Annotated in this window: 17 protein-coding genes; 5 read left to right on the top strand and 12 right to left on the bottom strand. The window is 65.8% G+C overall.

Annotated elements, in window-relative coordinates; all coding sequences use genetic code 11:
* Positions 1 to 36 precede the first annotated feature (36 nt).
* From NOV74_RS06275 to NOV74_RS06250, 6 genes are all read right to left on the bottom strand, one after another.
* On the bottom strand, positions 37 to 624 hold the full coding sequence (locus NOV74_RS06275; RefSeq protein WP_257310236.1) for a TorD/DmsD family molecular chaperone: 588 nt from the start codon (positions 622 to 624) through the stop codon (positions 37 to 39).
* A 188-nt stretch (positions 625 to 812) separates the two neighbouring features.
* Positions 813 to 1,793: an NrfD/PsrC family molybdoenzyme membrane anchor subunit gene (gene nrfD / locus NOV74_RS06270; protein WP_257310234.1), complete on the bottom strand. Its 981-nt coding sequence runs from the start codon at positions 1,791 to 1,793 to the stop codon at positions 813 to 815.
* 9 nt (positions 1,794 to 1,802) lie between these two features.
* The gene (locus NOV74_RS06265; protein WP_257310231.1) at positions 1,803 to 2,354 is read right to left on the bottom strand and encodes a 4Fe-4S dicluster domain-containing protein; all 552 of its coding nucleotides are present in this window, start codon (positions 2,352 to 2,354) and stop codon (positions 1,803 to 1,805) included.
* Positions 2,355 to 2,365: 11 nt separating this feature from the next.
* Positions 2,366 to 4,552, bottom strand: coding sequence for a molybdopterin-containing oxidoreductase family protein (locus NOV74_RS06260; RefSeq protein WP_257310229.1), 2,187 nt, complete (start codon positions 4,550 to 4,552; stop codon positions 2,366 to 2,368).
* An 80-nt stretch (positions 4,553 to 4,632) separates the two neighbouring features.
* Positions 4,633 to 6,312, bottom strand: a complete 1,680-nt coding sequence (locus NOV74_RS06255; RefSeq protein ID WP_257310227.1) for a DUF3373 family protein — start codon at positions 6,310 to 6,312, stop codon at positions 4,633 to 4,635.
* Positions 6,313 to 6,381: 69 nt separating this feature from the next.
* The gene (locus NOV74_RS06250; protein ID WP_257310226.1) at positions 6,382 to 6,702 is read right to left on the bottom strand and encodes a c-type cytochrome; all 321 of its coding nucleotides are present in this window, start codon (positions 6,700 to 6,702) and stop codon (positions 6,382 to 6,384) included.
* Between the two features lie 286 nt (positions 6,703 to 6,988).
* Between NOV74_RS06250 and NOV74_RS06245 the strand changes: the two genes are divergently transcribed.
* A complete protein-coding gene (locus tag NOV74_RS06245) occupies positions 6,989 to 7,366 on the top strand; it encodes a (2Fe-2S) ferredoxin domain-containing protein (protein ID WP_257310224.1) in 378 nt (125 codons plus the stop codon).
* On the opposite strand, the gene mobA is transcribed toward NOV74_RS06245, so the two are convergent.
* The 3 genes from mobA to NOV74_RS06230 form a co-directional block, all read right to left on the bottom strand.
* Positions 7,363 to 7,938 (bottom strand): molybdenum cofactor guanylyltransferase, encoded by a 576-nt coding sequence (gene mobA, locus NOV74_RS06240; RefSeq protein WP_257310221.1) that lies wholly within the window; start codon positions 7,936 to 7,938, stop codon positions 7,363 to 7,365. The genes NOV74_RS06245 and mobA overlap by 4 nt on opposite strands.
* Entirely contained in the window at positions 7,935 to 8,981 is a 1,047-nt protein-coding gene (moaA, locus tag NOV74_RS06235; RefSeq protein ID WP_257310219.1) for a GTP 3',8-cyclase MoaA, read from the bottom strand. Before moaA ends, mobA begins: the two co-directional genes overlap by 4 nt.
* Positions 8,982 to 9,057: 76 nt before the next feature.
* Positions 9,058 to 12,111: a sensor histidine kinase gene (locus NOV74_RS06230; RefSeq protein WP_257310217.1), complete on the bottom strand. Its 3,054-nt coding sequence runs from the start codon at positions 12,109 to 12,111 to the stop codon at positions 9,058 to 9,060.
* Between the two features lie 83 nt (positions 12,112 to 12,194).
* Here NOV74_RS06230 and NOV74_RS06225 point away from each other — a divergent pair, with 83 nt between their 5' ends.
* The 3 genes from NOV74_RS06225 to NOV74_RS06215 all read left to right on the top strand — a co-directional run bounded on the left by NOV74_RS06225 (position 12,195) and on the right by NOV74_RS06215 (position 15,758).
* Entirely contained in the window at positions 12,195 to 12,974 is a 780-nt protein-coding gene (locus NOV74_RS06225) for a TatD family hydrolase (RefSeq protein ID WP_257310215.1), read from the top strand.
* On the top strand, positions 12,950 to 13,660 hold the full coding sequence (locus NOV74_RS06220; protein ID WP_257310214.1) for a hypothetical protein: 711 nt from the start codon (positions 12,950 to 12,952) through the stop codon (positions 13,658 to 13,660). The genes NOV74_RS06225 and NOV74_RS06220 overlap by 25 nt, the downstream gene beginning before the upstream one ends.
* Before the next feature lie 100 nt (positions 13,661 to 13,760).
* The gene (locus NOV74_RS06215) at positions 13,761 to 15,758 is read left to right on the top strand and encodes a DUF6600 domain-containing protein (protein WP_257310212.1); all 1,998 of its coding nucleotides are present in this window, start codon (positions 13,761 to 13,763) and stop codon (positions 15,756 to 15,758) included.
* A gap of 80 nt (positions 15,759 to 15,838) precedes the next feature.
* Here the strand turns inward: NOV74_RS06215 and NOV74_RS06210 are convergent, their stop codons facing one another.
* The gene (locus NOV74_RS06210) at positions 15,839 to 17,623 is read right to left on the bottom strand and encodes an acyl-CoA dehydrogenase FadE (RefSeq protein ID WP_257310211.1); all 1,785 of its coding nucleotides are present in this window, start codon (positions 17,621 to 17,623) and stop codon (positions 15,839 to 15,841) included.
* Positions 17,624 to 17,759: 136 nt separating this feature from the next.
* Between NOV74_RS06210 and ubiE the strand changes: the two genes are divergently transcribed.
* Positions 17,760 to 18,455 (top strand): bifunctional demethylmenaquinone methyltransferase/2-methoxy-6-polyprenyl-1,4-benzoquinol methylase UbiE, encoded by a 696-nt coding sequence (gene ubiE / locus NOV74_RS06205; protein WP_257310209.1) that lies wholly within the window; start codon positions 17,760 to 17,762, stop codon positions 18,453 to 18,455.
* 1 nt (position 18,456) lies between these two features.
* Here ubiE and NOV74_RS06200 read toward each other — a convergent pair whose 3' ends face one another.
* Positions 18,457 to 20,202 (bottom strand): acyl-CoA dehydrogenase FadE, encoded by a 1,746-nt coding sequence (locus NOV74_RS06200; RefSeq protein WP_257310207.1) that lies wholly within the window; start codon positions 20,200 to 20,202, stop codon positions 18,457 to 18,459.
* Positions 20,203 to 20,290: 88 nt separating this feature from the next.
* A complete protein-coding gene (locus NOV74_RS06195) occupies positions 20,291 to 20,839 on the bottom strand; it encodes an ATP/GTP-binding protein (RefSeq protein ID WP_257310205.1) in 549 nt (182 codons plus the stop codon).
* Positions 20,840 to 20,849 lie beyond the last annotated feature (10 nt).

The raw sequence follows: 20,849 nt of genomic DNA, 5'->3' as shown, positions 1-20,849 counted from the left end.
GGGTGCGAAGCAAGCCTTTGTCCAGCAGGGGGTTGGCTAAAATTCCGCCAGCGCCTTCTCCGTTTCCAGTAAGAGCGCGCCGGCCAGTTCTCCGGCGGCCAGGTAGTACGGGTGCGCCGGTACTTGGGGCAGCTGCTCCGCCACCACCGTCACGAAGGGACGCAGGTGCTCCCGGAGTAGGCGCTGGGCCAGCTCCACCAACCGGGTTCGCTCCGCCAGGTCACCTTCGATGATCTGGCCCAGAAGGTAGCTCAGGCAGGCGAGTTCCAGACCAAGGTGGTCGGGCGGGACAGCCAGGTCCTCCTGGATGGAGATGTCGGCCTCATCGTAGATGGCCTTGAGGGGCTCCAGCACTTCGGGGGCCATGTGGTGGCCCCGGGCCTGGACGGATTCGAACAGGTGAATGGTGTCCGTGTCCTTGGCGTGATGGAAAAGCCGGGCGTACTCCACGGGCTGGTCCTGGGCCGAGAGGGTGTGTTCCACCATCCGGGCCAGGGGCGAGGCCAAGGAGGGACTGGGGCCACTCTCCAGCAGCTGCTGCAGCCCCTCCTTGAGGTCCGCATCGGGCTCCAGGAAAGCTTCGGCAAGAATCTGGGCGAGGTCCGCCTGGAGCGCGAGGGGCATGTCGAGGTTCCTCCTGAAACACGCAGAATCAGCGGGTAGAAAGATTTACCACCATGAATCAGTTTGTCTCTGTACCGGCAAAGCGGGTACAGAGAAGACACCAAGACACCAAGAAAGGCAAAGGCAAATGCAGTTCTTGGTGGCTTGGTGTCTTGGTGGTGATCAGTTGGTTTTTCCTGGAGCCTAAATCAGTTCAGCATCCCCATCTGGTGGAAGCTGCTCACCTGGCCGGCGTAGACGAAGATGTAGCGGAGCAGGAAGCCACCGATCAGGACCAGGCCCGCGGCAGTGAGCGCCAGATTGCGGCTGCCGTGGAACTCATGGCCTTTGAAGATGTTGGGGGCGAGCTCGTAGACCTCGATGGCCAGGGGCACCAGGAGGCCCATGACGAGGAAGGGACCCCAGAAGACAAAGGTGTAGGGGCCGCCCAGGATGAGGCTCAGGGCCTGCTTCACCGCGAGGGAGGACAGCTGCCCGTGGATCAGGTAGGGCAGGATGATGAACAGTTCCAGCGAGATGAACACTACGTCCAGGGTGACCAGGAACTTGATCTCGTGCTTCTCGGCGGGGGACTTCTTGTTCAGGACCATGGCCAACATCAAAGCCGCGGCCCCGCTGGAAAGGGCGGAGAACAGGAACATCTGGGCCACCAGGTTGGTGTTCCAGAAGGGCCGCGCGGAGACGGCTCCGAGCAGCACGCCGGTGTAGATGCCCACGCCGATGGAGAAGGGGAAGCCCACCATGGCGATCTTTCCGCGCCAGGACGAGATGTCCACATTCAGCCGGTGCACCTGCTTCCAGGTGGCGGGCACTTTGCTGAACAGCCACTGGCGCTCATCGGCGGTGAGCCACGCGAAGAGATAGAGGAAGGCGATCACGGTGAAGATGGTGAGGAGGTAGGACCCGATGGACATCGGACTCTCCCACCGGAAGTGGATGAACAGCTTGTAGAAGCGGTACCAGTTCCCCAGATCGAGGATGAGCAGGCCGGAACCGATTGCCACAGGCCAGGGCGCCAGGAAGGCCCCCATGCGGGCCACGCGGGCGTAGACCGGTTTGTCGTCGACGGTCATGTAGTCCGCGAGACCGGCGGCGAAGAAGAGCCCGGCGGATAGCCCGCCCAGGAAGAGGTAGATCACGATGAGGAGGCCCCAATTGAACTCGTGCATGGCTGGCTCCTAAAGCAGGTAATAGAGTTGGGGGCCGTTGCCCGTCTGGGGTTCCTTCACGCGGTATCGCCGCGTGGAGAGCAGCTCGTGGATCCGGCTGGAGGTGTCCTCCAGGTCGCCGAAGACGCGCACCTTGGAGGGGCAAGTCTCGACGCAGGCAGGGGTGTCGCCCTTGTCCACGCGGTGGCTGCACAGGGTGCACTTGTCCACCACGCCCTGCTCCTCGTTGAAGTAGCGGGCGTCATAGGGGCAGGCGACCATGCAGTAGCGACAGCCGATGCATTCGTCGTAGTTGACGAGGACTATGCCGTCCTTGCGCTGCCACGAGGCGCCGGTGGGGCACACGCGCACGCAGGAAGGCTCCGCGCAGTGGTGGCACTGCTCAGGTTCGAAGTTGATGCTGAGCTTGGGATACTCACCCTTCCGCTCTTCGTTGATCCGGTTCCTGAAGTTCCCGATGGGGACGTTGTTCTCGGCCTTGCACGCGACGACGCAGGCTTTGCAGTTGATGCATTTCCTGGAGTCGATGACGAGGGCGTAGCGTTTCTTCTTCATGGCCATGGTTCACCCCCTCAGGCGTTCGCGACTTTGACGAAGGTTTCGTGGAAGGCGGCGTTGCCGGACACCTTGTCCCAGGCCGTCTCGAGGATCACCGCGTCACTGGCGCCCACGTTGTAGACTAGGCTCTGCATCTTCGATTTCTTGCCGAAGCCGTGAAGCATGAATACGCAGTCCGGGCGGATTTCCTCTGTGACGCGGGCCTTGAGCTTCACGCTGCCCACGCTGCTGGTGACGGTCACGTAGGCGCCGTCCCGGATGCCCATCCGTTCCGCGGGCTTGGGGTTGATCCAGAGGTCGTTCTCCTTCATGAACTCGTGCAGCCAGACGTTGTTCGACTGGTTGGCGTGGGTGAAGTAGCCCACGCGGCCGAGGATCAGGCGGAAGCGGTCACCGGGTGGTTGCACCGGCGCCGTGTAGACGGGCAGCGGGTCGTAGCCCGCCTCTTGCAGGCGCTCGGAGAAGATCTCGATCTTGCCGGTCTTGGTGACGAAGCGGTGGTCGGGCGTCAGGGTCTTGCCGTAGCTGGGCTGGCCGGTGGCGGCCCAGACGCCGTGCTTCTTCATGTGCTCGGCGGCCATGGGGATGGGCAGGTCCTTGAATTCCGCATCCACCCACTGCTCGATGGTGTAGTCGAAGTAGTCGCCGAGGCCCAGGCGCTTGGCCAGCCCCTGGATGATCTCCAGGTTGGGCTTCGTGTCGTGGATGGGCTTCACCACCTGCTGGCGGTAGACCACGGCGGGCCAGATGCCCGGCATGACCTCCACGGGATCGGTGCGCTCCAGGTAGGCGCTTTCTGGGAAGACCACATCGGCATACCAGGCCATGTCGCTCATCTGCACATCAATGACGCCGATGAAGTCCATCTGCTCGATCATCTTCAGGGTCTTGGACTGGTCGGGCAGGGAGTTCATGGGGTCCTGCTTGTAGACCATCCAGGCCTTGACGGGGTAGGGCTTCCCGCTCAGTACGTTCTCGCGCAGCTTCAGGTAGACGCCGTCACTGGCGGCGGCCAGGGGGAACTCCTTCTGGACCTCGTCGACCCGCGGCGCCTTGGGCTCGTCCCAGGGCATGAACAGGAATTCGCCCTTGGGGAGCTTGGCGTTGGGCACCATGCCGCCCATCTGGTCCCAGTTGCCAACGATCGCGTTGAGGATGGCCTGGGCGCGGCGCATCTGGAAGTCGTTCTGGTACCACGAGGACCGGCGGCCGGCGTAGTAGAGGGCCCGGGCACCGGCATCGGCGAACTCGCGCGCGATGCGGGTGATGTCCTTGGCCGGGATCTCCGTCTCCTTCTCGGCCCACTCCGGCGTGTACTGCTTCACGTGCTCGGCGAGTTGGTCGAAACCGGTGGTGTAGGCAGCGACAAAGTCCTTGCTGTGGCGGTTCTCCGCGATGATCACGTGGATCATGGCAAGGATGAAGGCCAGGTCAGTGCCGGGCTTGATGGGGTACCACTCGTCAGCCTTGGCGGCGGTGACGGTGAAGCGGGGATCGAGGTAGACCAGCTTGGCCTTGCGTTCCATCACGCCGCCGATGAGGTCCATCGTGTCGGGCGTGATGATGCTCTCGAAGCGGTTTGCGCCGGACATGATGACGAACTTGCTGTTCAGCAGGTCGAAGCTCGGCACGGTGCCGAAGGTGGCGCTGTAGGCCAGGTTGACCGAGGCCAGGCACAGGGTGGGATGGCGCACGAGGTTGGGCGATCCGAAGGCCAGGCCCAGGTTCTTGAAGAAGACTTCCTGGAAGCCTTCGGTGGAGGACCAGAGGGATGCTTCCGGCCCGTACTTGCCCTTCACATCGGAAAGTTTCTTGGCGGCGAAGTCGAAGGCCTCGTCCCAGCTTACGGGCTTCCACTTGCCCTCGCCCCGGGCGCCCACGCGGATCATGGGCTGCTTGAGGCGATCCGGATCGTAGACCTGCTTGATGGCCGCGTTGCCGCGGGCACACAGCATGTCACGGGATTTCGGGTTCTCGGGATTGGGGTTCAGCTTCTTGACGAAGCCTCCCTCCACCACGGCAATGGCGGAGCACTTGTTCGGACACAACTCGCAGGTCGTCGGGATCTCCTTCGTTTCTGCGGCGGAGCTGCGCCCCTTCTTGAAGTATTTGAGGCATCCCACCTGTGTGGCGGCGACGGCCCCGGCGGTGGCGCCCGCGCTTTTCAGGAACAGCCGGCGATCCATGCGAATCGTACCCATCGTGGTCTCCCTTGGTGATACGAGGAAGGTTGTAAGAGCCGGGCCGGAGGGTTGCCCCCCCGGCCCGAGTGCTTTTGCAGCTAGAAACGCACTTCGAGGGAAGTGTAGAAATTCTTGACCGTGGCCGGGTAGGCGTACTGGAGCACGGGGTTGTTGCCCAGGTTCATGGCGGACTCCCAGTTCTGGCCGGGCTGCGCGGAGGGGCCGATCTGCCAGCCACTCATCGCGGTGGTGTACTTGTAGTCGATGTAGCCGATCCGGAGTGCGGCGTTGTGGGCGAACTTCCAGTGGATGTAGCCTTCCCACACATCGCCGCGGGCGCCGAGCTTGTCGGTGTACTCGCCGGTGGCGGGGGTGTAGGTCCACCAGCGCGGGGAACCGTGGTTGAACTCCACGCCCACGCCGAAGGTCGAGGTGGGGTCATAGCGCATGCCGGCGTAGTAGGCCGTGGCGGTTTCGCTCTTGGTGGGATCACCCATCAGGCCGCCGAAGCCGGACAGCTGCGTGAGGGTTCCGGGGGCGAAACTCCAATAGGCGCCGTACTGGGAGACCTGGCCATTCGGATGGCTCTTGAGGTACCCGCCGCTCACGAAATAGGTGAAGGTGTCACCGATCTTGTGCTTCCAGGTGGCGGTGTACTGATCGATGTCACCGAGGTTGGCGGTGGCGGTGACGTACTGGGTCGAGGGGGTCTGGCCAGGAATCGGGAAATTGATGGTGTTGCCGAAGGGGATGTCGGTCATGTTGCCCATTCGGTTGTAGCCCAGGTAGAAGTTCGCGCTCTGGACGGACTCGCCGATCTGGAAGAGCAGGGGCATGTCGAACATGGCGCCCAGCACCGTGGTGTCCTTCAGGTGCCCGATGTTGCCCACGACGGGGGTGATGGCGGAGGGATTCGTTCCGTCGAAGTTGGTAAAGTTCATGCCCACGATGGTCTGGTTGGACTTGACACTGCCGCCGCCGCCGAAGCCACTCTCGTAGCCCACGCCGTAGCAGAAGCCCAACAGGGTGCCTTCAGGGAGGCCGAGCTTATCGAGCTGGAACTTCCAGCCGATACCGTCGATGGTGGCATTCACGGCCAGGGCCTGCGGGGTGGCCTGGCGCTCGCCGCCTTCGCGGACTTCAAAGGGCGGGCCATCGGAGGTGTTCTGGCGGCCGATGGAGAGGATGCTGGCGACCGAGTTGAAGTGGTAGACCAGGCTGGCGCGTTCCACCAGGAGGGCGTCCGTGGCGGGAGTCTGGCCGGCCGAGAAGGAGGTGCTGATGGTGTTGGGCGAACCGTTGAAGGTGGGCACATCCGCCCCGCCATGGACCTTGTACATCACGAGCCGGCCCATGATCTTGGCGTTCTCGTTGATGGTGATGCCCATGTTCAGGCGAAGCCGGGTGGACCACTGGACAGAGTTGCTCCAATCCTGCGCACCCACCGGCTGGGTAATCGGCGCGAAGGGATACGGGTTGGAGGCGCTGGGGGTGTTCTGCATGAACCCCATGAACTGGTTGTAGGGCTTGAAGTGCTCCTGGGTGCTATCGAAGCGGGTGCGGAGTTCACCGCCCCACTGGATGTTGTCGCCAGCGACCTTGGTCTCGACCTTGACCAGGCGGGTATCGACTTCCTGCGCGGCGGCGGCCTTTTCTTCAACGGCCTTCAGCTCGACTTTCAGCTGCTCGATCTGTTTCTGCAGATCCTGGTTCGACTGGGCGCTAAGGGCCGCGGGCGCCAGCATGGCGACGAGGGTGAGCGCGATTCGGGAGTTCATGGTGTGAGTCTCCGAGGTGGGAGGTTCAGGGGTAGGGGGTAGGGGTTGGAGGGGAAGGGTGAAGCTGGCTCAGCCGCCGCAGGTTTCGGGCTGCGGGGAGTCGGAAGCGTGGTTCACCAGGAAGGTCTGCACATCCTTGACCTGCTCGGGCTTGATGACTGAGTCGATCTTCTCGCTGCCCTTCTTGTGCTTGCCGGCGGCGAAGTAGGCCTTCCACTGCGCCTGGGTCTTGGAGAGCGGGGTGATCTCCTTGGCGGCGCTGCCGGGGGTGTGGCAGGCCTTGCAGGTCTTCTTGAAGAAGAACTTGCCCTTGGTGTCGCTACCGCCCTGCGCGGCCAGCGAAGCCGAGAGCGTGGCGATCACGGCGAAAAGTTTCAGGGAGTTCCGCATGAAGCACATCCTTTCTGCGTTGAGTGGAATGGGATGGCGCCCGGCCGGGCAGGCCGAAGGCACTGGATCCCGGGGATCCTGTGGAAGCTTGCTACGGGCGCGTTACGAGCGCCGCTGAATAGAGGATGAACTGGTGGATAACAGGGTCAAGTCGATCGTGACTGTCGTCACTAATAATTAAATAACCACCAAGTAATTTGATTCAAAACCTTCAATTGGCATGGATCTGTAACGTTCTGCCGGGCCTCGGTAAGGGCTGTTATTGTGTGATTTCGTGAGGCCTCCCATGGATTCGTCCCGTCCCCTTCCCACCCCCGAGCAGGATGCCGCGGTGACACCCGTGATGGGGCCCGCGTTGAAGCGGCAGGTGCTGGTCTGCACGGGAAAGAGCTGCGCCGCCAACGGCTCGGAGGCCGTGCTGGAGGCCTTCAAGGCCCAGCTGATCGACGAGAAGCTGCTCTTCTTCAAGGGCAACCGGGAGGGCGAGGTGCAGTGCATCCACTGCGGCTCGGTGGGCTTCTGCGCCATCGGACCCGCTGTGCTCGTGTACCCCGACGGCATCTGGTACGCCCACGTCACTCCCGCGGACGTGCCCGAGATCATCGAGAGCCACCTCAAGGGCGGCGTGCCCGTGGAACGCCTGGTGCGCAAGCGGCTCGGCTAGGTTTCGTCTTCGAACGCGCGCCGTTCCTCGGGCGTGTCCACATCCCTCCATTCGGGCCCGTCGCAGGGCAGGAGGAGGTGGGGCAGGGCCTCGGCCAAGGCGGTGAGGGAGCATGGAGCCGAGGCGGCCACCTGCGGGCGGAGGATCGAAGGCAGCCAGCCACCCAAGGGCTGGAGGTGGCCGGCGTGCTGCGCGACGACCCAGCGGAGGGCCTGGGGATCAGCGACTTGGGCGCGGCGTGCCCAGGCTTCAAGGCTCACGGGCGTCCACCGTACCTGATCGCAGGCCACCACCCACCAGCGGAGGACGGCAGGCGCCTCCTGCGCGGCCCAAGTCTGGAGCGCCCGCGCGGGTCCTTGGCGGGAATCCTCGACCACCGTGAGTTCCGGGTGGTCCGGCAAGGGATCGCCCAGCACCTGCACCGGCGCCCCTGGGAACACGGTCCCGAACACCTGGACGAGCCGCCCTCCCCAGGAACCGCCAGCGGGATGGGCCAGGGCATGCTTGGCCTCACCCATCCTGCGGCTCTGGCCGCCGCTCAGCAGCAATAACCCGGTGGTGCTGGAAGTCACCCGCCCACCTGCCACATGCCGCTTGCCAGATGGGGGTTCTCACCGCGGCGCATGGGATGGCAATCCAGCTTTTCGGTGAGGGCCTGGCGGATGAGCCTGGCGAGGTCCTCGTGAGAAGCGTGGTTCCGCAGAGGTTCCAGCAGATCCACGGGCCGGTTCCCGAAGAGGCAGGCCTGCAGTTCGCCGCGGCTGGTGAGGCGCACGCGGTTGCAGCGATCGCAGAAGTCGGCGCTGAGGGTGGAGATGACGCCCACCTTGCCGTCACTATCGGGCAGGCGGAAGATCCGCGCGGGGCCTTCTTCCAGGCCGACCACGGGCTCCTCCTCCAAGGGGGCGCCAAGGCCCGCCTGGACGGTGGCCAGGATCTCGCTGGCGGGCATGAACTGGTCCTTGCCCCAGCCGTTGCCTTGGTAGGGCATGAACTCGATGAAGCGGACCTGGATGCCCTCGGTCTGGGCGAGGCGCGCCAGAGGGACGATCTGGTCCTCATTCCAGCCCCGCAGCACCACCGCATTGAGCTTGGTCTTGAGGCCGGCGGATCGGGCTGCCTCGATCCCGGCCAGCACCCGGGAAAACCCATCCTTGCGGGTGAGGCGCTCGAAGGCGCCGCGCTCAGCGGCGTCCAGGCTCACGTTTACGCCACACAGACCCGCATCGCGCAGTCCGCGCGCGCGCCGGGCCAGGTGGAAGCCGTTGGTGGTGAGGTGGACGCGGCCTTCCACCTCCGGACTGATGCCCGCGACGATGGTCTCCAGGTCGCGGCGCATCAAGGGCTCGCCGCCGGTGAGCCGCACCTTCCGAATGCCCAGGCTGGTGAAGACCTGGACGGCCTGCACCACTTCGTTCCGGCTCATGGCGGGAAGTTCAGCTCGCTCCAGGGCCCCGGTGCGCGGCTTGCAGTACACGCAGGCCAGGTTGCACTGCTCGGTCACTGAGACCCGCAAGTAGGTGATGTTCCGGCCGAGCCCATCCTTGAGGCCATCCCGCAGTCGTAGCATGCGGGGGGGCTGGTTGTTGCTGGGCATGGAAAAAGAGGAGGGCACGGAAGCTCCAGGTCCACCCAGGATGCGCGGAATGGTACGGCCCCGCAGGCGGATTATGCCCTCGGTCACAGAGGACTCAGGCCCCCTGCAGGGGGAGTTCGACCAGGAACCGGGCGCCCCGGCCGAGTTCGCTGTCAATCCTCAGCTCCCCGCGATGGGCGTCGATGATGCTCTGGCAGATGGAAAGACCCAGGCCCCAGCCGCGAGCCGCGTCGCCAGCCTGAGTCTGGCGGAAGGGCTGGAGCAGTTCCTGGAGCTTGGAGGCATCCAATCCTCGGCCCGTATCCCAGACTTCCAGGTGCCAGGTTCCGGCGCCCTGGTCCACGGAGGACCTGATGCCCACCTGGCCACCGCGTGGCGTGAACTTCAGGGCGTTCTCGAAGAGATTCAGCATGACCTGGTGGAGGGTGGCTGCGTCAGCCAGGATGCTCGTCCGCCCAGCCTCCGCAGAGACCTCCAGGTGAAAGGCGAGACCCTTGGCCTCGGCCTTGAGGCGCAAGACATCCTCGAACCCTTCCGTGATTTCCGCGGGGATGGTGGGTACCAGCTTGAGACTTTGGAGCAACGCCTCCGAACGACTCTGGTCAAGCAGATTCCGTACGAGGGTTTCGATGCGGTTCGCCTCCCGCTCCATCACGTCCAGAAGGTTCAGATTGGCGCTGGGCACCAATTCGCGCAGGCGGTCGAGGGTGAGGAGGATCGTGGTGAGGGGAGAGCGGAGGTCATGGGTGACCATGTCCAGCAGCTTCAGCCGGCTTTCGAGGCTGCGCTTGATCTGCTGGTGGGCCTGTTCCAAGGCGCGGTTCTGCCGGTCGAGCATGAGGGTCCGGCTTTCAATGGTCTCTTCGAGCTCGCGGGAGCGGAGGGCCAGGCTGTGGCCGCGCCACCAGAGGGCCCAGGCGAGCAGGCCCAGCAGGGCCAGGCCGAACAGGATCCGCACCAGCCAGCGCTCGTACCAGGCGGGGCTTACCACGATCGAGACGGGCGCCGCCTCCGCCCAGGTCACGCCATCGCTGGAGGCCCGAAGCTGGAACTCGTAATGGCCAGCCTTGAGATTCCGGTACTGGAGCGTGAGGCCCTGGTTCACGGGCTGCCAGCCTTCGTCCACACCCTGGAGATAGGCCTGGTAGTGGAGCTGGGAGGGCACCAGCGGGTCGCCCGTGTCGAAACTGAAGTCGAGGAACTCCGGGCGCGGAGGGACTTGCGCGACTGCGGGAAGGGCCTGGGATCCCCCGGGCCAGCGCACGTCGAGGAGCGTGGGTGGCCGCAGGGGCGTGTTGTGGAAGCCCTGGGCGCCCTGGAGGATGCAGACACCGCCGATCATGCCGATCCAGAGGCGCCCCTTGGAATCCAGCAGGAAGCCGTCGTGGTTGGTCTCCTCTGAGATCAGGCCCTGGCTGCGGCTCAGGTGGTGGAGATTACGGCCCTCCAGCAGGGTGACGCCCTTGTTGTGGCCGAAGGCCATGCGTCCACGCCCCACATCGGCGATGAAATTGATCCCTTCGTCCGGCAGGCCCTCGTTGAGTCCGAAGCTCGACCATAGGCCATCCCGCCACAGATGGAGGCCCTTCATGGTTCCGATCCAGAGCCGCCCCCGCGCATCGGTGGCCATGGCCGTCACCGTGGAGTTGGCGAAGGGCGCGTCCGGGAAGGCACGCTGGAGCTTTCCGTCAGCCAGCTCCCAGAGGCCGTAGCCCGTGGCCAGCAGGAGGCGGCCTTCGTATCGCAGGATGTTCGAGACGGTCTCATTGCCTGTCTCAAGCGGCAGGCGGTGGTGGGCCAGGAGGCGACCCTGGCCATCCAGCTCGAACAGACCCTGGTCGGTGCCCGCCAAGATGTCCGTTCCATCGCGGACCAGGGTGAGTACGGCGGCCTTCGCCATCGCCGCGGGGCCAGCCGGTGCCACCCGTCCGTTCCTCCAGCGGGCGAGTCCGCGATCCGTGCCCACCCAGACTCCGCCCGCTCCATCCGGGAGGAGGCCCCAGGTCTCGGTGGCGGGCAGGCCCTCGCGCTGGGTCCAGTGGCCAATGATGTTCCGGCCCTCTTCCACCAGGTAGATCCCCGTGCTGGCGGCCAACATGTACCGGTCGGGGGCGAGTTCGAGAATCCCCGACACCGCGGCCAGATCCTTGCCCAGGATCGCGTTGGACCCATCCAGGGTCAGCAGTTCCGGGAGTGCCTGGGCGGCGAGGCCATCGCCATCGGACCCGACCCAGAGCACGCCACGGCGATCGCGCATGGCGACGAAGATCCGATCGCGCGGAAGGCCGGTTTCCGCGGTGAGGATATGGGTGCTCCCGTCGGGTTCCCGCACCAGCACACCGTCGCCCCCCAGCGAGATCTGAAACCCTTCGCCTCGAGGGTTGAACCGGAGGCTCACCATGCGGGGCATGCGAGGGAGGCCGGCCAGAGGCTCATTCACCCACCGGCCCTGGTTCATGCGCAGCAGCGCCCCATCAAGCAGTACCCAAGCCTGTCCTCGGGAATCCACCTGGAGGTCGCGGACGCGACCGCCCGGGTGGCTCGGGGACAGGGAATACATGCGGAGGCCCTGCGGGTCCCAGCGGGCCACGGTACCGCCCTTACCCAGAATCCAGACGCCCTTGGCATGGTCCCGGGCCAGGCGTCGGATCGGCCCGCCAGGCCAGGGCGCAGGCAGTTGGACCGGGGAAAAACTTCCGTCCTGCAATCGGAACAGCCCCTGGCGGTTGCCCACCAGCACACGATCCTGGTCGTCCAGGGCGAGGGCCAGACCCTCGAAGACGCCGCCCCCTTCGGCGAGGCCGTAATTCAGGACCGTCTCCCCACGGATCTCGGAAACGCCCTCCTGACTGCCCACCCAGATGCTTCCCGAGGGCGATTCCATCAGGGCATAGATGAAGAGGGCCTTGAGTCCCTGGGGGCCAGCGAACGTCCGGAAGCCCGAGGCCCCCAAGCGGGCGACGCCGCCAGTGTTGGTGCCCACCCACAGGAAACCGCGCTGATCCTCGATCAGGGAGGTCACCTGGCTCTGCGGCAGACCGTCCCGCAATCCGAACCGGCGGAACGCGGGCTGTTGCCCCGCGAGGGGCGGGAGGAGGCCAGTGAGGCCCAGCCAGAGCCAGACCAGCATGGGGCAGAGTGAACGCATAGGCAGAGAGGATCCGTCTTAAGGAGAACCATCGGCGCGGGGAGCACGTACCGTGATCCTTGGGAGCATGGGACTATGAAAGCATGCTTGTGGACGCCCACTGCCATCTCACCGGAACCCATCTGCCCGAGGGCCAGGTGGAGTCAACCCTCGCCAGGGCTCGAGCCGAAGGCGTGACGGGGTTCATCGCCGTTGGCACCGATTTGGAAGATTCACGCACGGTTCTGGAACTCGCGCGGCGGCTTCCAGGAGTCCAGGCCAGTCTGGGCGTGCATCCTCATGAGGCCAAGACTTGGTCTCATGATACGGGCGCGGCCCTGGCGGCCCTGGCGGCAGACCCCGCGGCGCGCTTCGTGGGCGAGACTGGTCTGGATTGGCACTACGACTTGAGCTCGCGAGAGGAGCAGGAGGCCGTTTTCCGGGCCCAGATCCGCCTGGCGAAGACCCTGGGCAAGCCGCTCATGATCCACACCCGGTCCGCGCCGGAGGCCACGTTGAGCATCCTGGCGGAAGAGGGCGCCGAGGCCGTCCGGGGCATCATCCATTGCTTCAGCGAAGACCGGCCCTTCGCACTGAAGGCCCTGGATCTGGGTTTCTACCTGAGCTTCTCCGGCATCACCACCTTCAAGAAGGCCGAGGCCGTGCGGGAGGTGGCGGCCTGGGCCCCGGCGGATCGCATCCTTGTGGAGACCGACGCGCCCTTCCTGGCACCAGTGCCCTATCGGGGCAAGCCGAACGAGCCGGGCTTCGTGCGGTTTACCGCCGAGGCCGTGGCTGGCCTGCGGGGGATCTCGTCCCTGCAGCTGGCCGAACTGACCACCCGCAACCTGGAGGCCCTGTGCGGCTGGGCGCCCTCTTCCTGACCGGCGCGGCGCTGGCCGCCGTCCCACCCGCGCTTCCTCCGCCGGTTCCACCTCCGGCTCAGGCTGGGGCGGCCCGGGGCCACCAGCCCTTGCCCTGGGAGCAAGCCACGCCCCTCGCCTGGCAGGCAGAACCGTGGGTTCCCCCGGCTGAGGTGCCAGGGCTTCCCCCCGCGTCGCAAGGTCCCATGACCGTGCATCTGACCGGGGATGGCACCCTGCGGATCAGCGACGCCCGGGGTCTCATCCTGCTGCAGGCAGGGTTGCCGGGGCGCCCCCTACGGGCTTGGCGGGATGGCGGCGTCCCCCTGGCTGCGGCCTGGGGGGCCTGGGGGTTCCCGGTGGATTCTCCGCTGACTCAGGGTCTGGGGGGGCTCCGCTGGGGTGCGGATGATTTCAGACCCTTCCTCCGGGGTCTGCTCTGGGTGCTTGAAGATGGGGAGGGTTTCCTGACCGTGGTGCATCCCGCCACAGGGCGGCTGATCCACTTGCCCTTGCCGCCGGGCCGGGATGTGCGGGTGCGCTTCCTCCCGGACCGACTCGAGGTAGCTGCGGGAGATGTGGAAAAGGGCGCCCCCCGTCAGTGGTCCATCCCGTGGATCGGGTTGCTCCCCCGTCTGGCGGCCCTGGGGCCCCGCCCTGATCCGCCCAAGGTGGGCACGGCCCTCGCGCCCTTCCCTAAAGACTGAAAACTGAAATCTGAAGACTTACGAAACTGGCACGACCCTGGCTCAGTACCAACCCGGAACCGACCTTGTAGGCGCCGGCATCCAATTCACCGGAGGTCCCATGAACACGTCCTTCACTCATTCCCGATTTGCCGCGGCGCTGCTGTTGCCAGCGGCCCTTGTGAGCGCCGCGCCCCAGGCTCCTGCTGACGATGAGACGTACCAGGGCGAGGCCCCGGAGCGCTACGCCATGGTTCGCATGCTGGAGGGGGACGTTCGTATCCACAAGGGCAGCCTGGACGAGACCCTGAGTCGCGGCACTCCCATTGCAGAGGGTGATGTCGTGGAAAGCCGCGGTCGTGGCGTTCTGCAACTGGGCGACGGCACCCGCATCGCCTTCGGCGGTGCCACCCGCTTCACCGTGGCGGCCCTCTTCACGAATCAACAGGGTGAGAAGCAGGTTCTGCTGCGGCTGGACTACGGCCGCCTGCGGGTGTTGCTGGGCGGCCAGTCCGATAGCCGGTTCCGGGTCGACACCCCTTCAGGCACGGCCACCTGCTTTGACAAGGGTTCCTTCACCGTAGAGGCCGAGCGTGACAAGGTTGTGCGGCTCAAGGTTCACACCGGCCGGGTGGATTTCGCCAATGACCGGGACCGGACCCGCATCGCCGCCGGCGAGCGCCTCACGGTCTACAGCCCCCAAGATGGCCTGGATCGAGTGCGCGGCTTCAATACCTACGAAGGCGACGACTTCGACCGTTGGAGCGAGCGGGCCTTGGTGGTACGACGCGGCGAGAGTTGGGACCGGGTGCCCTCGGAACTCCGTTATTACTCCGACGAGCTTGATAGCAGCGGGCGTTGGGTCGAGTCTTCGGAATTCGGCTGGGTCTGGCAGCCCAATGGCGTCGGCGAGGATTGGCGCCCCTACTATGAGGGCCGCTGGGCTCCCTACTCGGGCGGCATGACCTGGATTTCCGACGAACCTTGGGCCTACGTGGCCTACCACCATGGCCGCTGGCACTGGAGCCTTGGCGTGGGTTGGTTCTGGATCCCCGGCATCAACTACAGCCCCGCCTGGGTGGCCTGGAACTACACGCCCGGCTACTACGGCTGGGCGCCGCTCGGCTACTACAACACGCCCTGCCACTGGGGCTACGGTGCCTGGGGCGGCGGCTACGCCTGGAACGTGGTGTCCGTGAACTACATCAATGTGGGGAACGTCCGGGGGCACATCTACTCGGACGTCAATGTCATCCGCAGCTTCAACGGCGCGACCGGCAGCACCACCTGGACCGGCGGCGGCGGCCGCGATCTGCGGGCGCCGTGGCAACGGTCACCCCTGGTTGTGTCCCACACCGAATTCCGCAATCCGGGCCAGATGCAGACGGCCTTCCAGCGCGATGTGAACCGCCAACGCCTGGCGACCTATGAGCGCCAGGCCCAAGCCACCACGGGCCGGACCATCATCCGCCGAGAGGTGTCGCCAGCGGCCGCTGCAGGCGCGCGACCCGGCGCCCCCGCCGCCGGCCCCGCGCGGGTGCCTTTCGAGGACCGCGGTCGGCGCGTCCAGGGGACCGAACGGTCCGTCACTCCCCCCGCGTCGCCCCGTGAGCGAGGCTTCGAGAATCGCCCGCGCGACCGTGCCCGTGAATTGCCTTCGCCCCAGGAGCGCAAGGCCGATCCGACCCCTGGTGTCCGCAGCACCGAACCCCGCGGACGGGTCGAGGACCGTCGTCCGGATCCGGCCCCGAGGGAGCGGCCCATGGAAACCCGGCCCCGGGTGGAGGAGCGACGCCAGGATCCCGCGCCCCGCGAGCGGAGTTACGAGTCCCGGCCTGCCCCTGAACGCCGCTACGATCCCGTCCCCCGGGAACGCCCCGTGGAACCACGGCCGCGCGTCGAGCGGGAGGAACAACGTCGCCCGGACCCTACCCCTCGACCCGCAGAGCGGGAGTACCGCCCCGCGCCGCGGGTCGACCCACCCCGCGAGGAACGCCGGGAAGCAGCTCCCGAGTCCCGCCCCGCCCCCGAGTCCCGTCCCGCGCCCGCGCCCTCCCGGCCGTCCGGCGGTGAAGGGCGAGGCGAAAGTCGAGGCGGTGGTCGCGAGATCCGGCGTTAACCATCCCTAGCTAACAGAATGGGCCCCGTCGGGGCCCATTCTGTTTCTATCGGCGTTGCCGCGTAGCGGTGGCGCTGGTGTCAGATCACCTCGACCGGATAGCTTCCCTTCTGGATCAGTTCCGAGGCGATGCGTCCCCGCAAGCGGGCGCTGCTGGTGGGGTGGAATTCGGTGAAGGCCTTCACGCCGGCCAGGGCATGACGCAGGGCCTCGCCTTCGACCACGTCCGCGCAGAGCATGCGGGCGTCGCCATGGACCTTGTGCCAGCTCTCGTTCACGTAGAGCTCGGTCATGTCGCGGGCCACCTGGGCCCAGCGGTGGCCCGACTCCACCATACGCTCGGCGCGCACCACAGCACTTTCCATGGCGTAGATCTCCATGAGCATGTTGCTCATGCGGGCCATGACTTCCTGGTTGTCGATGAGCTTCTGGCCCAGCACCTGCACGGCCAGACCCGCGGCCAGCATGCACTGGCGCTTGCTCAGCTCAACCCCGTGCTTCAGGCGCGCCAGGGGGCCGGTGAAGGTTTCGGGCTTGATCGGGTTCGAGATCTCCTTGGCCACCTGCTGGCCGAACTGCATGAGGGGCAGGTCGCCCTTCATGGCGCGCTTGAGCAGGGTGCCCGCGATGAGGAGGCGGTTGATCTCGTTGGTGCCTTCGAAGATGCGATTGATGCGGCAGTCGCGCAGGGCCTTCTCCGGCGGGTACTCGGCGCTGAAGCCGTAGCCACCGAAGGCCTGAACGGCCTCGTCCGCCACCCAGAACAGGGCCTCGCTGGCCCATACCTTGGAGATGCTGCACTCGATGGTGTACTCGTCGATGGCGGCCATCTTGTCGGCGCCGGCGGTGGGGCTGTCCCAGTTGGTGGCGTGGAGGGCTTCGTCGATGTAGCCGGTGGTGCGGAAGTTCAGGGCTTCACAGACGAAGATCTTGGTGGCCATGTCCGCCAGCTTCTGCTGGATGAGGCCGAAGGAATTGATGGACTTGCCGAACTGTTGGCGCTCCGAGGTGTACTTGATGGCGTATTCGAGGATGCGCTTCATGCCGCCCTGGCTGCCCACGCCCAGCTTGAAGCGACCGATGTTCAGGATGCCGAAGGCGATCTTGTGGCCCTTGCCCAGCTCGCCCAGGAGGCGGTCCTTGGGGATCCGGCAGTTCTCGAGGATCACGGTGCGGGTGGAGCTGCCCTTGATGCCTAGCTTCTTCTCCTCGGCGCCCGTGCTGATGCCGGGGTCGGTCTTCTCGACGATGAAGGCGCTGAAATCTTTGCCGTCCACCTTGGCGAAAATGATGAAGACATCGGCGAAACCGGCGTTGGTGATCCACATCTTGGTGCCGTTCAGCACCCAGTGATCGCCGTCGAGTACGGCGGTGGCTTTGGCGCTCAGGGCATCGGAACCGCTGCCGGCCTCGGTGAGCGCATAGGCCGCCAGCCACTCGCCGGTGGCGAGCTTGGGCAGGTAGGCCTTCTTCTGGGCCTCGGTGCCGAAGTACACGATGGGCAGGGTGCCGATGCCGGTGTTGGCGCTGTAGCTGACCGCAAAGCTGCCCTGCTTGCTCATCTCCTCGAGGACGAGCATGGCGGACCGCTTGTCTACGTCCATGCCTTCGTAGGCTTCCGGGATCTCCAGGCCCAGCAGGCCCAACTCGCCGGCCTTCTTCATGAGCTCGATGGTGAGGGGGAGGTTGAGCTTGTCGATCTCCTCGTCCCTGGGCAGCACCTCGCCCTGGATGAAGTCCCTGGCGGCACGCGCGAATTCCTTGGCGTCGTCGCCAAATTCCTCAGGGGTGAACTGGGGCATGGCCCCGATGGGGGTCAGCAGGAAACTGCCTCCCTTGACCTGCTCTACAGCGGTGGTGCTCATCTCTGTCCTCCAGATTGGGTAGGGATCACGATGGGCGGCACTACGGTTCTTGACTAGCCTCTACCTCTGGTCAATGCCGGGGATACCCAAGGTAGGCGCCGTCTCTGGTTCAATGGAAGGTCGGAGCGGAGGTTGGATGCCGGAAGGCAGGCAAGTGCAGCAGATGTTCTCGGCCATTGCCGGGAGATACGACGTCCTGAACCATGTGCTCTCCGGCGGCGTGGATTTCTGGTGGTGGTGGCGCATGGCCCGCTGCTCTGGCGCCGCGCCGGGGAAGCGGTTCCTGGACGTGGCGGCGGGTACCGGGGACTCCAGCGTGGCGCTGGCCCGCCGGGGTGCCGAGGTGGTCAGCACGGACTTCACCCACGCCATGCTGCGCCTGGGCCCCACCAAGTTCCGGAGGAAGGGGCTGACGGAGCGGATCTGGGCCTCCAGCGACGCGGACGCCCAGCGGCTGCCTTTCCGGGACGCCAGCTTTGACGGGGTCACCATCTGCTACGGCATCCGCAACGTGGAGGCTCGGACCCTTGCCTATGCTGAGTTCCTGCGCGTGTTGAAGCCCGGGGGCCAGCTCACCATCCTGGAGTTCAGCACCCCCGTGTTTCCCTGGCTGAAGGCCTTCTATGACTGGTACAGCCACCGGGTGCTGCCCCGCGTCGGCGCCTGGATCAGTGGCGATGCCTCGGCTTACACCTACCTGCCGGAGAGCATCCGGGCCTTCCCGGACCAGCCGGCCCTGGCCGCCGAACTGGCGCAGGCGGGCTTCCAGAACCCAGGCTGGACGAACCTCACGGGTGGCATCGTCGCCCTGCACACGGGAACCAAGCGATAGGTCAGCCGATGGGGTACCGGCCCTGATCCATGAGGGCCAGGGCGATGCGATTTCGCAGGACCGACAGAGGGGTCGGGGCCGGAGCGTGCATGGCGAGCAGTTCCGCCATGAGTGACTCCAGGGCTTCGCCAGAGGCCAGCTCGCCCGCCAGCATGCGGGCCTCGGACTGCACGCGGTTCCAGGCCTCCTGGGCGTAGGCCTCGGCCATGTCCCGGGCCAGCGCAGCCCAGCGATGGTTGGCGGCCGCCATCTTCCCGGCGCGGACCACGGCGGACTCCATGGCATAGAGCTCCAGCAGCAGGTTGCTGATGTGGGCCGCGGCCTCCTGGTTGTCGAGGATCTTCGGGCCGTGCTCCGCTTGGGCCAGCGCGATCACTTTGAGGGCCCGGGCCTTGGCCAGGGCCACGGTGGCCTGGAGGGTGTCCGCGGGCAGGGCGAGGGCTGCCCCAGCGGCCTCGGCCAGGGGCAGGCCGTCCGTGCCGCTGCAGCGCTTCAGGAAAGTACCGGCGATGAGGAGGCGGTTGATCTCGTTGGTGCCTTCGAAGATGCGGTTGATGCGACAGTCGCGGTAGATCTTCTCGGCGGGGTACTCGGTGCTGAAGCCGGCGCCGCCGAAGGTCTGCACGGAGTCGTCGGCCGTGGCGAAGAGGGCCTCGCTGCCCCACACCTTGGACATGGAGGCCTCCACCGCGTACTCGTCGATGGCCTTCATCTTGTCCGCGCCGCCGGTCTCGCTCTCCCAGCTGGTGTGAGCCAGGGCGTCGTCCAGGTAGCCGATGGTGCGGAAGCTCATGCTTTCGCCCACGAAGATCCGTACGGCCATGTTCGCCAGCTTCTGCTGGATGAGGCCGAAGGCGGTGAGTGGCTTGCCGAATTGAGTGCGCTCCCCGGCGTATTTCAAGGTGTATTCCAGCACCCGCTTGCCGGCGCCGACGGAGCTGGCGCCCAACTTGAAGCGGCCCACGTTCAGGATGCCCAGGGCGATGCGGGCGCCCTTGCCCTTGCCGCCCAGCAGCCGGTCTTCGGGGATGCGGCAGTTGTCGAGGATCACGGTGCGGGTGGAGCTGCCCTTGATGCCCAGCTTCTTTTCCTCGGCGCCGGTGCTGATGCCGGGATCCGTCTTCTCAACGATGAAGGCGCTGAGGTGGCTGCCGTTGATCTTGGCGAAGATCACGAAGACATCGGCGAAGCCGGCGTTGGTGATCCAGGCCTTGGTGCCGTTCAGCACCCAGTGGCCGCCCTGCAGCACGGCGGTGGTCTTGGCCCCCAGGGCGTCGGAACCGCTGCCGGCTTCCGTCAGGGCGTAGGCCGCACACCATTCGCCGCTGGCCAGCCTGGGCAGGTACTTGGCCTTCTGCTCGTGGCTTCCGAAGTAGACGATGGGCATGGTGCCGATGCTGGTGTGCGCGGTGTAGCTGGTGGAGAAGCTGGCATGCCGGGCCATCTCCTCCAGCACCAGCAGGGCGGTCTTCTTGTCCAGGTCCAGGCCGCCGTAGGCCTCGGGCACCTCCATTCCCAGGATGCCCAGGTCCCCGGCCTTGGCCAGCAGGTCGCGGGTGAGCTCCAGGTCGAGGCGGTCAATCTCCTCGTCCCGGGGCATGATCTCGCCGTTCATGAAGTCGCGGGCGGCTTCGGCGATGGCCCGGGCCTCATCGCTGCTCTCCTCGGGGGTGAACTGGGGCAGGGTGCCCGCGGGGTGAAACATGAAACTGCCGCCGCGCACGGCAAGGCTGCTGGTCTCGGTCATAGAGGACCTCCCGACCTCCTGATCATCTACCCGGAGTCAGGCCCCCTCCAGCGGGGAGTGGGGGATCTGGGTCACAAGTTGGGTGCCCTCAGAGCAGCCGCTTCTGGCCCTTGGGGTGGCTCAGGACCACCTCCTTCACGCGATGGATCCAGCCAGGGCGGTTTCCGGGCTCTAGGCGCTCAAAGGGGATGGACCGTTCCTCCAGGAGCTTGTCCACCAGCTGGTCGATGGATTCGGCGAAGAAGGCATCCGTATCCCGCACGCCGTCCGCGGCCAGCTGGCCGGAGAAGGGCACCTTGAACAGGAGGTCGTAGGTCTTCATCCAGTGGTGCATGAAGCGTTCGATGGGCAGCTGCCGGCCGAAGGCCAGCATCATGTAGGCGTAGTTGTCCAGCACGCTGCGGTCGCACACCACCACGTCATGCTGGCTGCCGGACCGGATCTCCTCGGCCATCTGGGTGAAAAAGATCCAGGTCTGGGCCTCCAGCGAGGTCTTCTGGTTGATGGGGAGGGGCGAGAGCCGTGCCACCTCCTTCACAATGTCCACGTGGACGCCCTCCCGCTTGAGGGCCGCGGCCAGCTCGTAGCAGAGCGTGGTCTTGCCCACGCCGTGGGTACCGATGAAAGCGATCTTCACTCGGCACCTC

This window comes from Geothrix fuzhouensis, assembly GCF_024609325.1.
GTDB lineage: Bacteria > Acidobacteriota > Holophagae > Holophagales > Holophagaceae > Geothrix > Geothrix fuzhouensis.
Note: the sequence above shows the minus strand (reverse complement) of the source record. Positions and strands in the feature narration are given on the sequence as shown.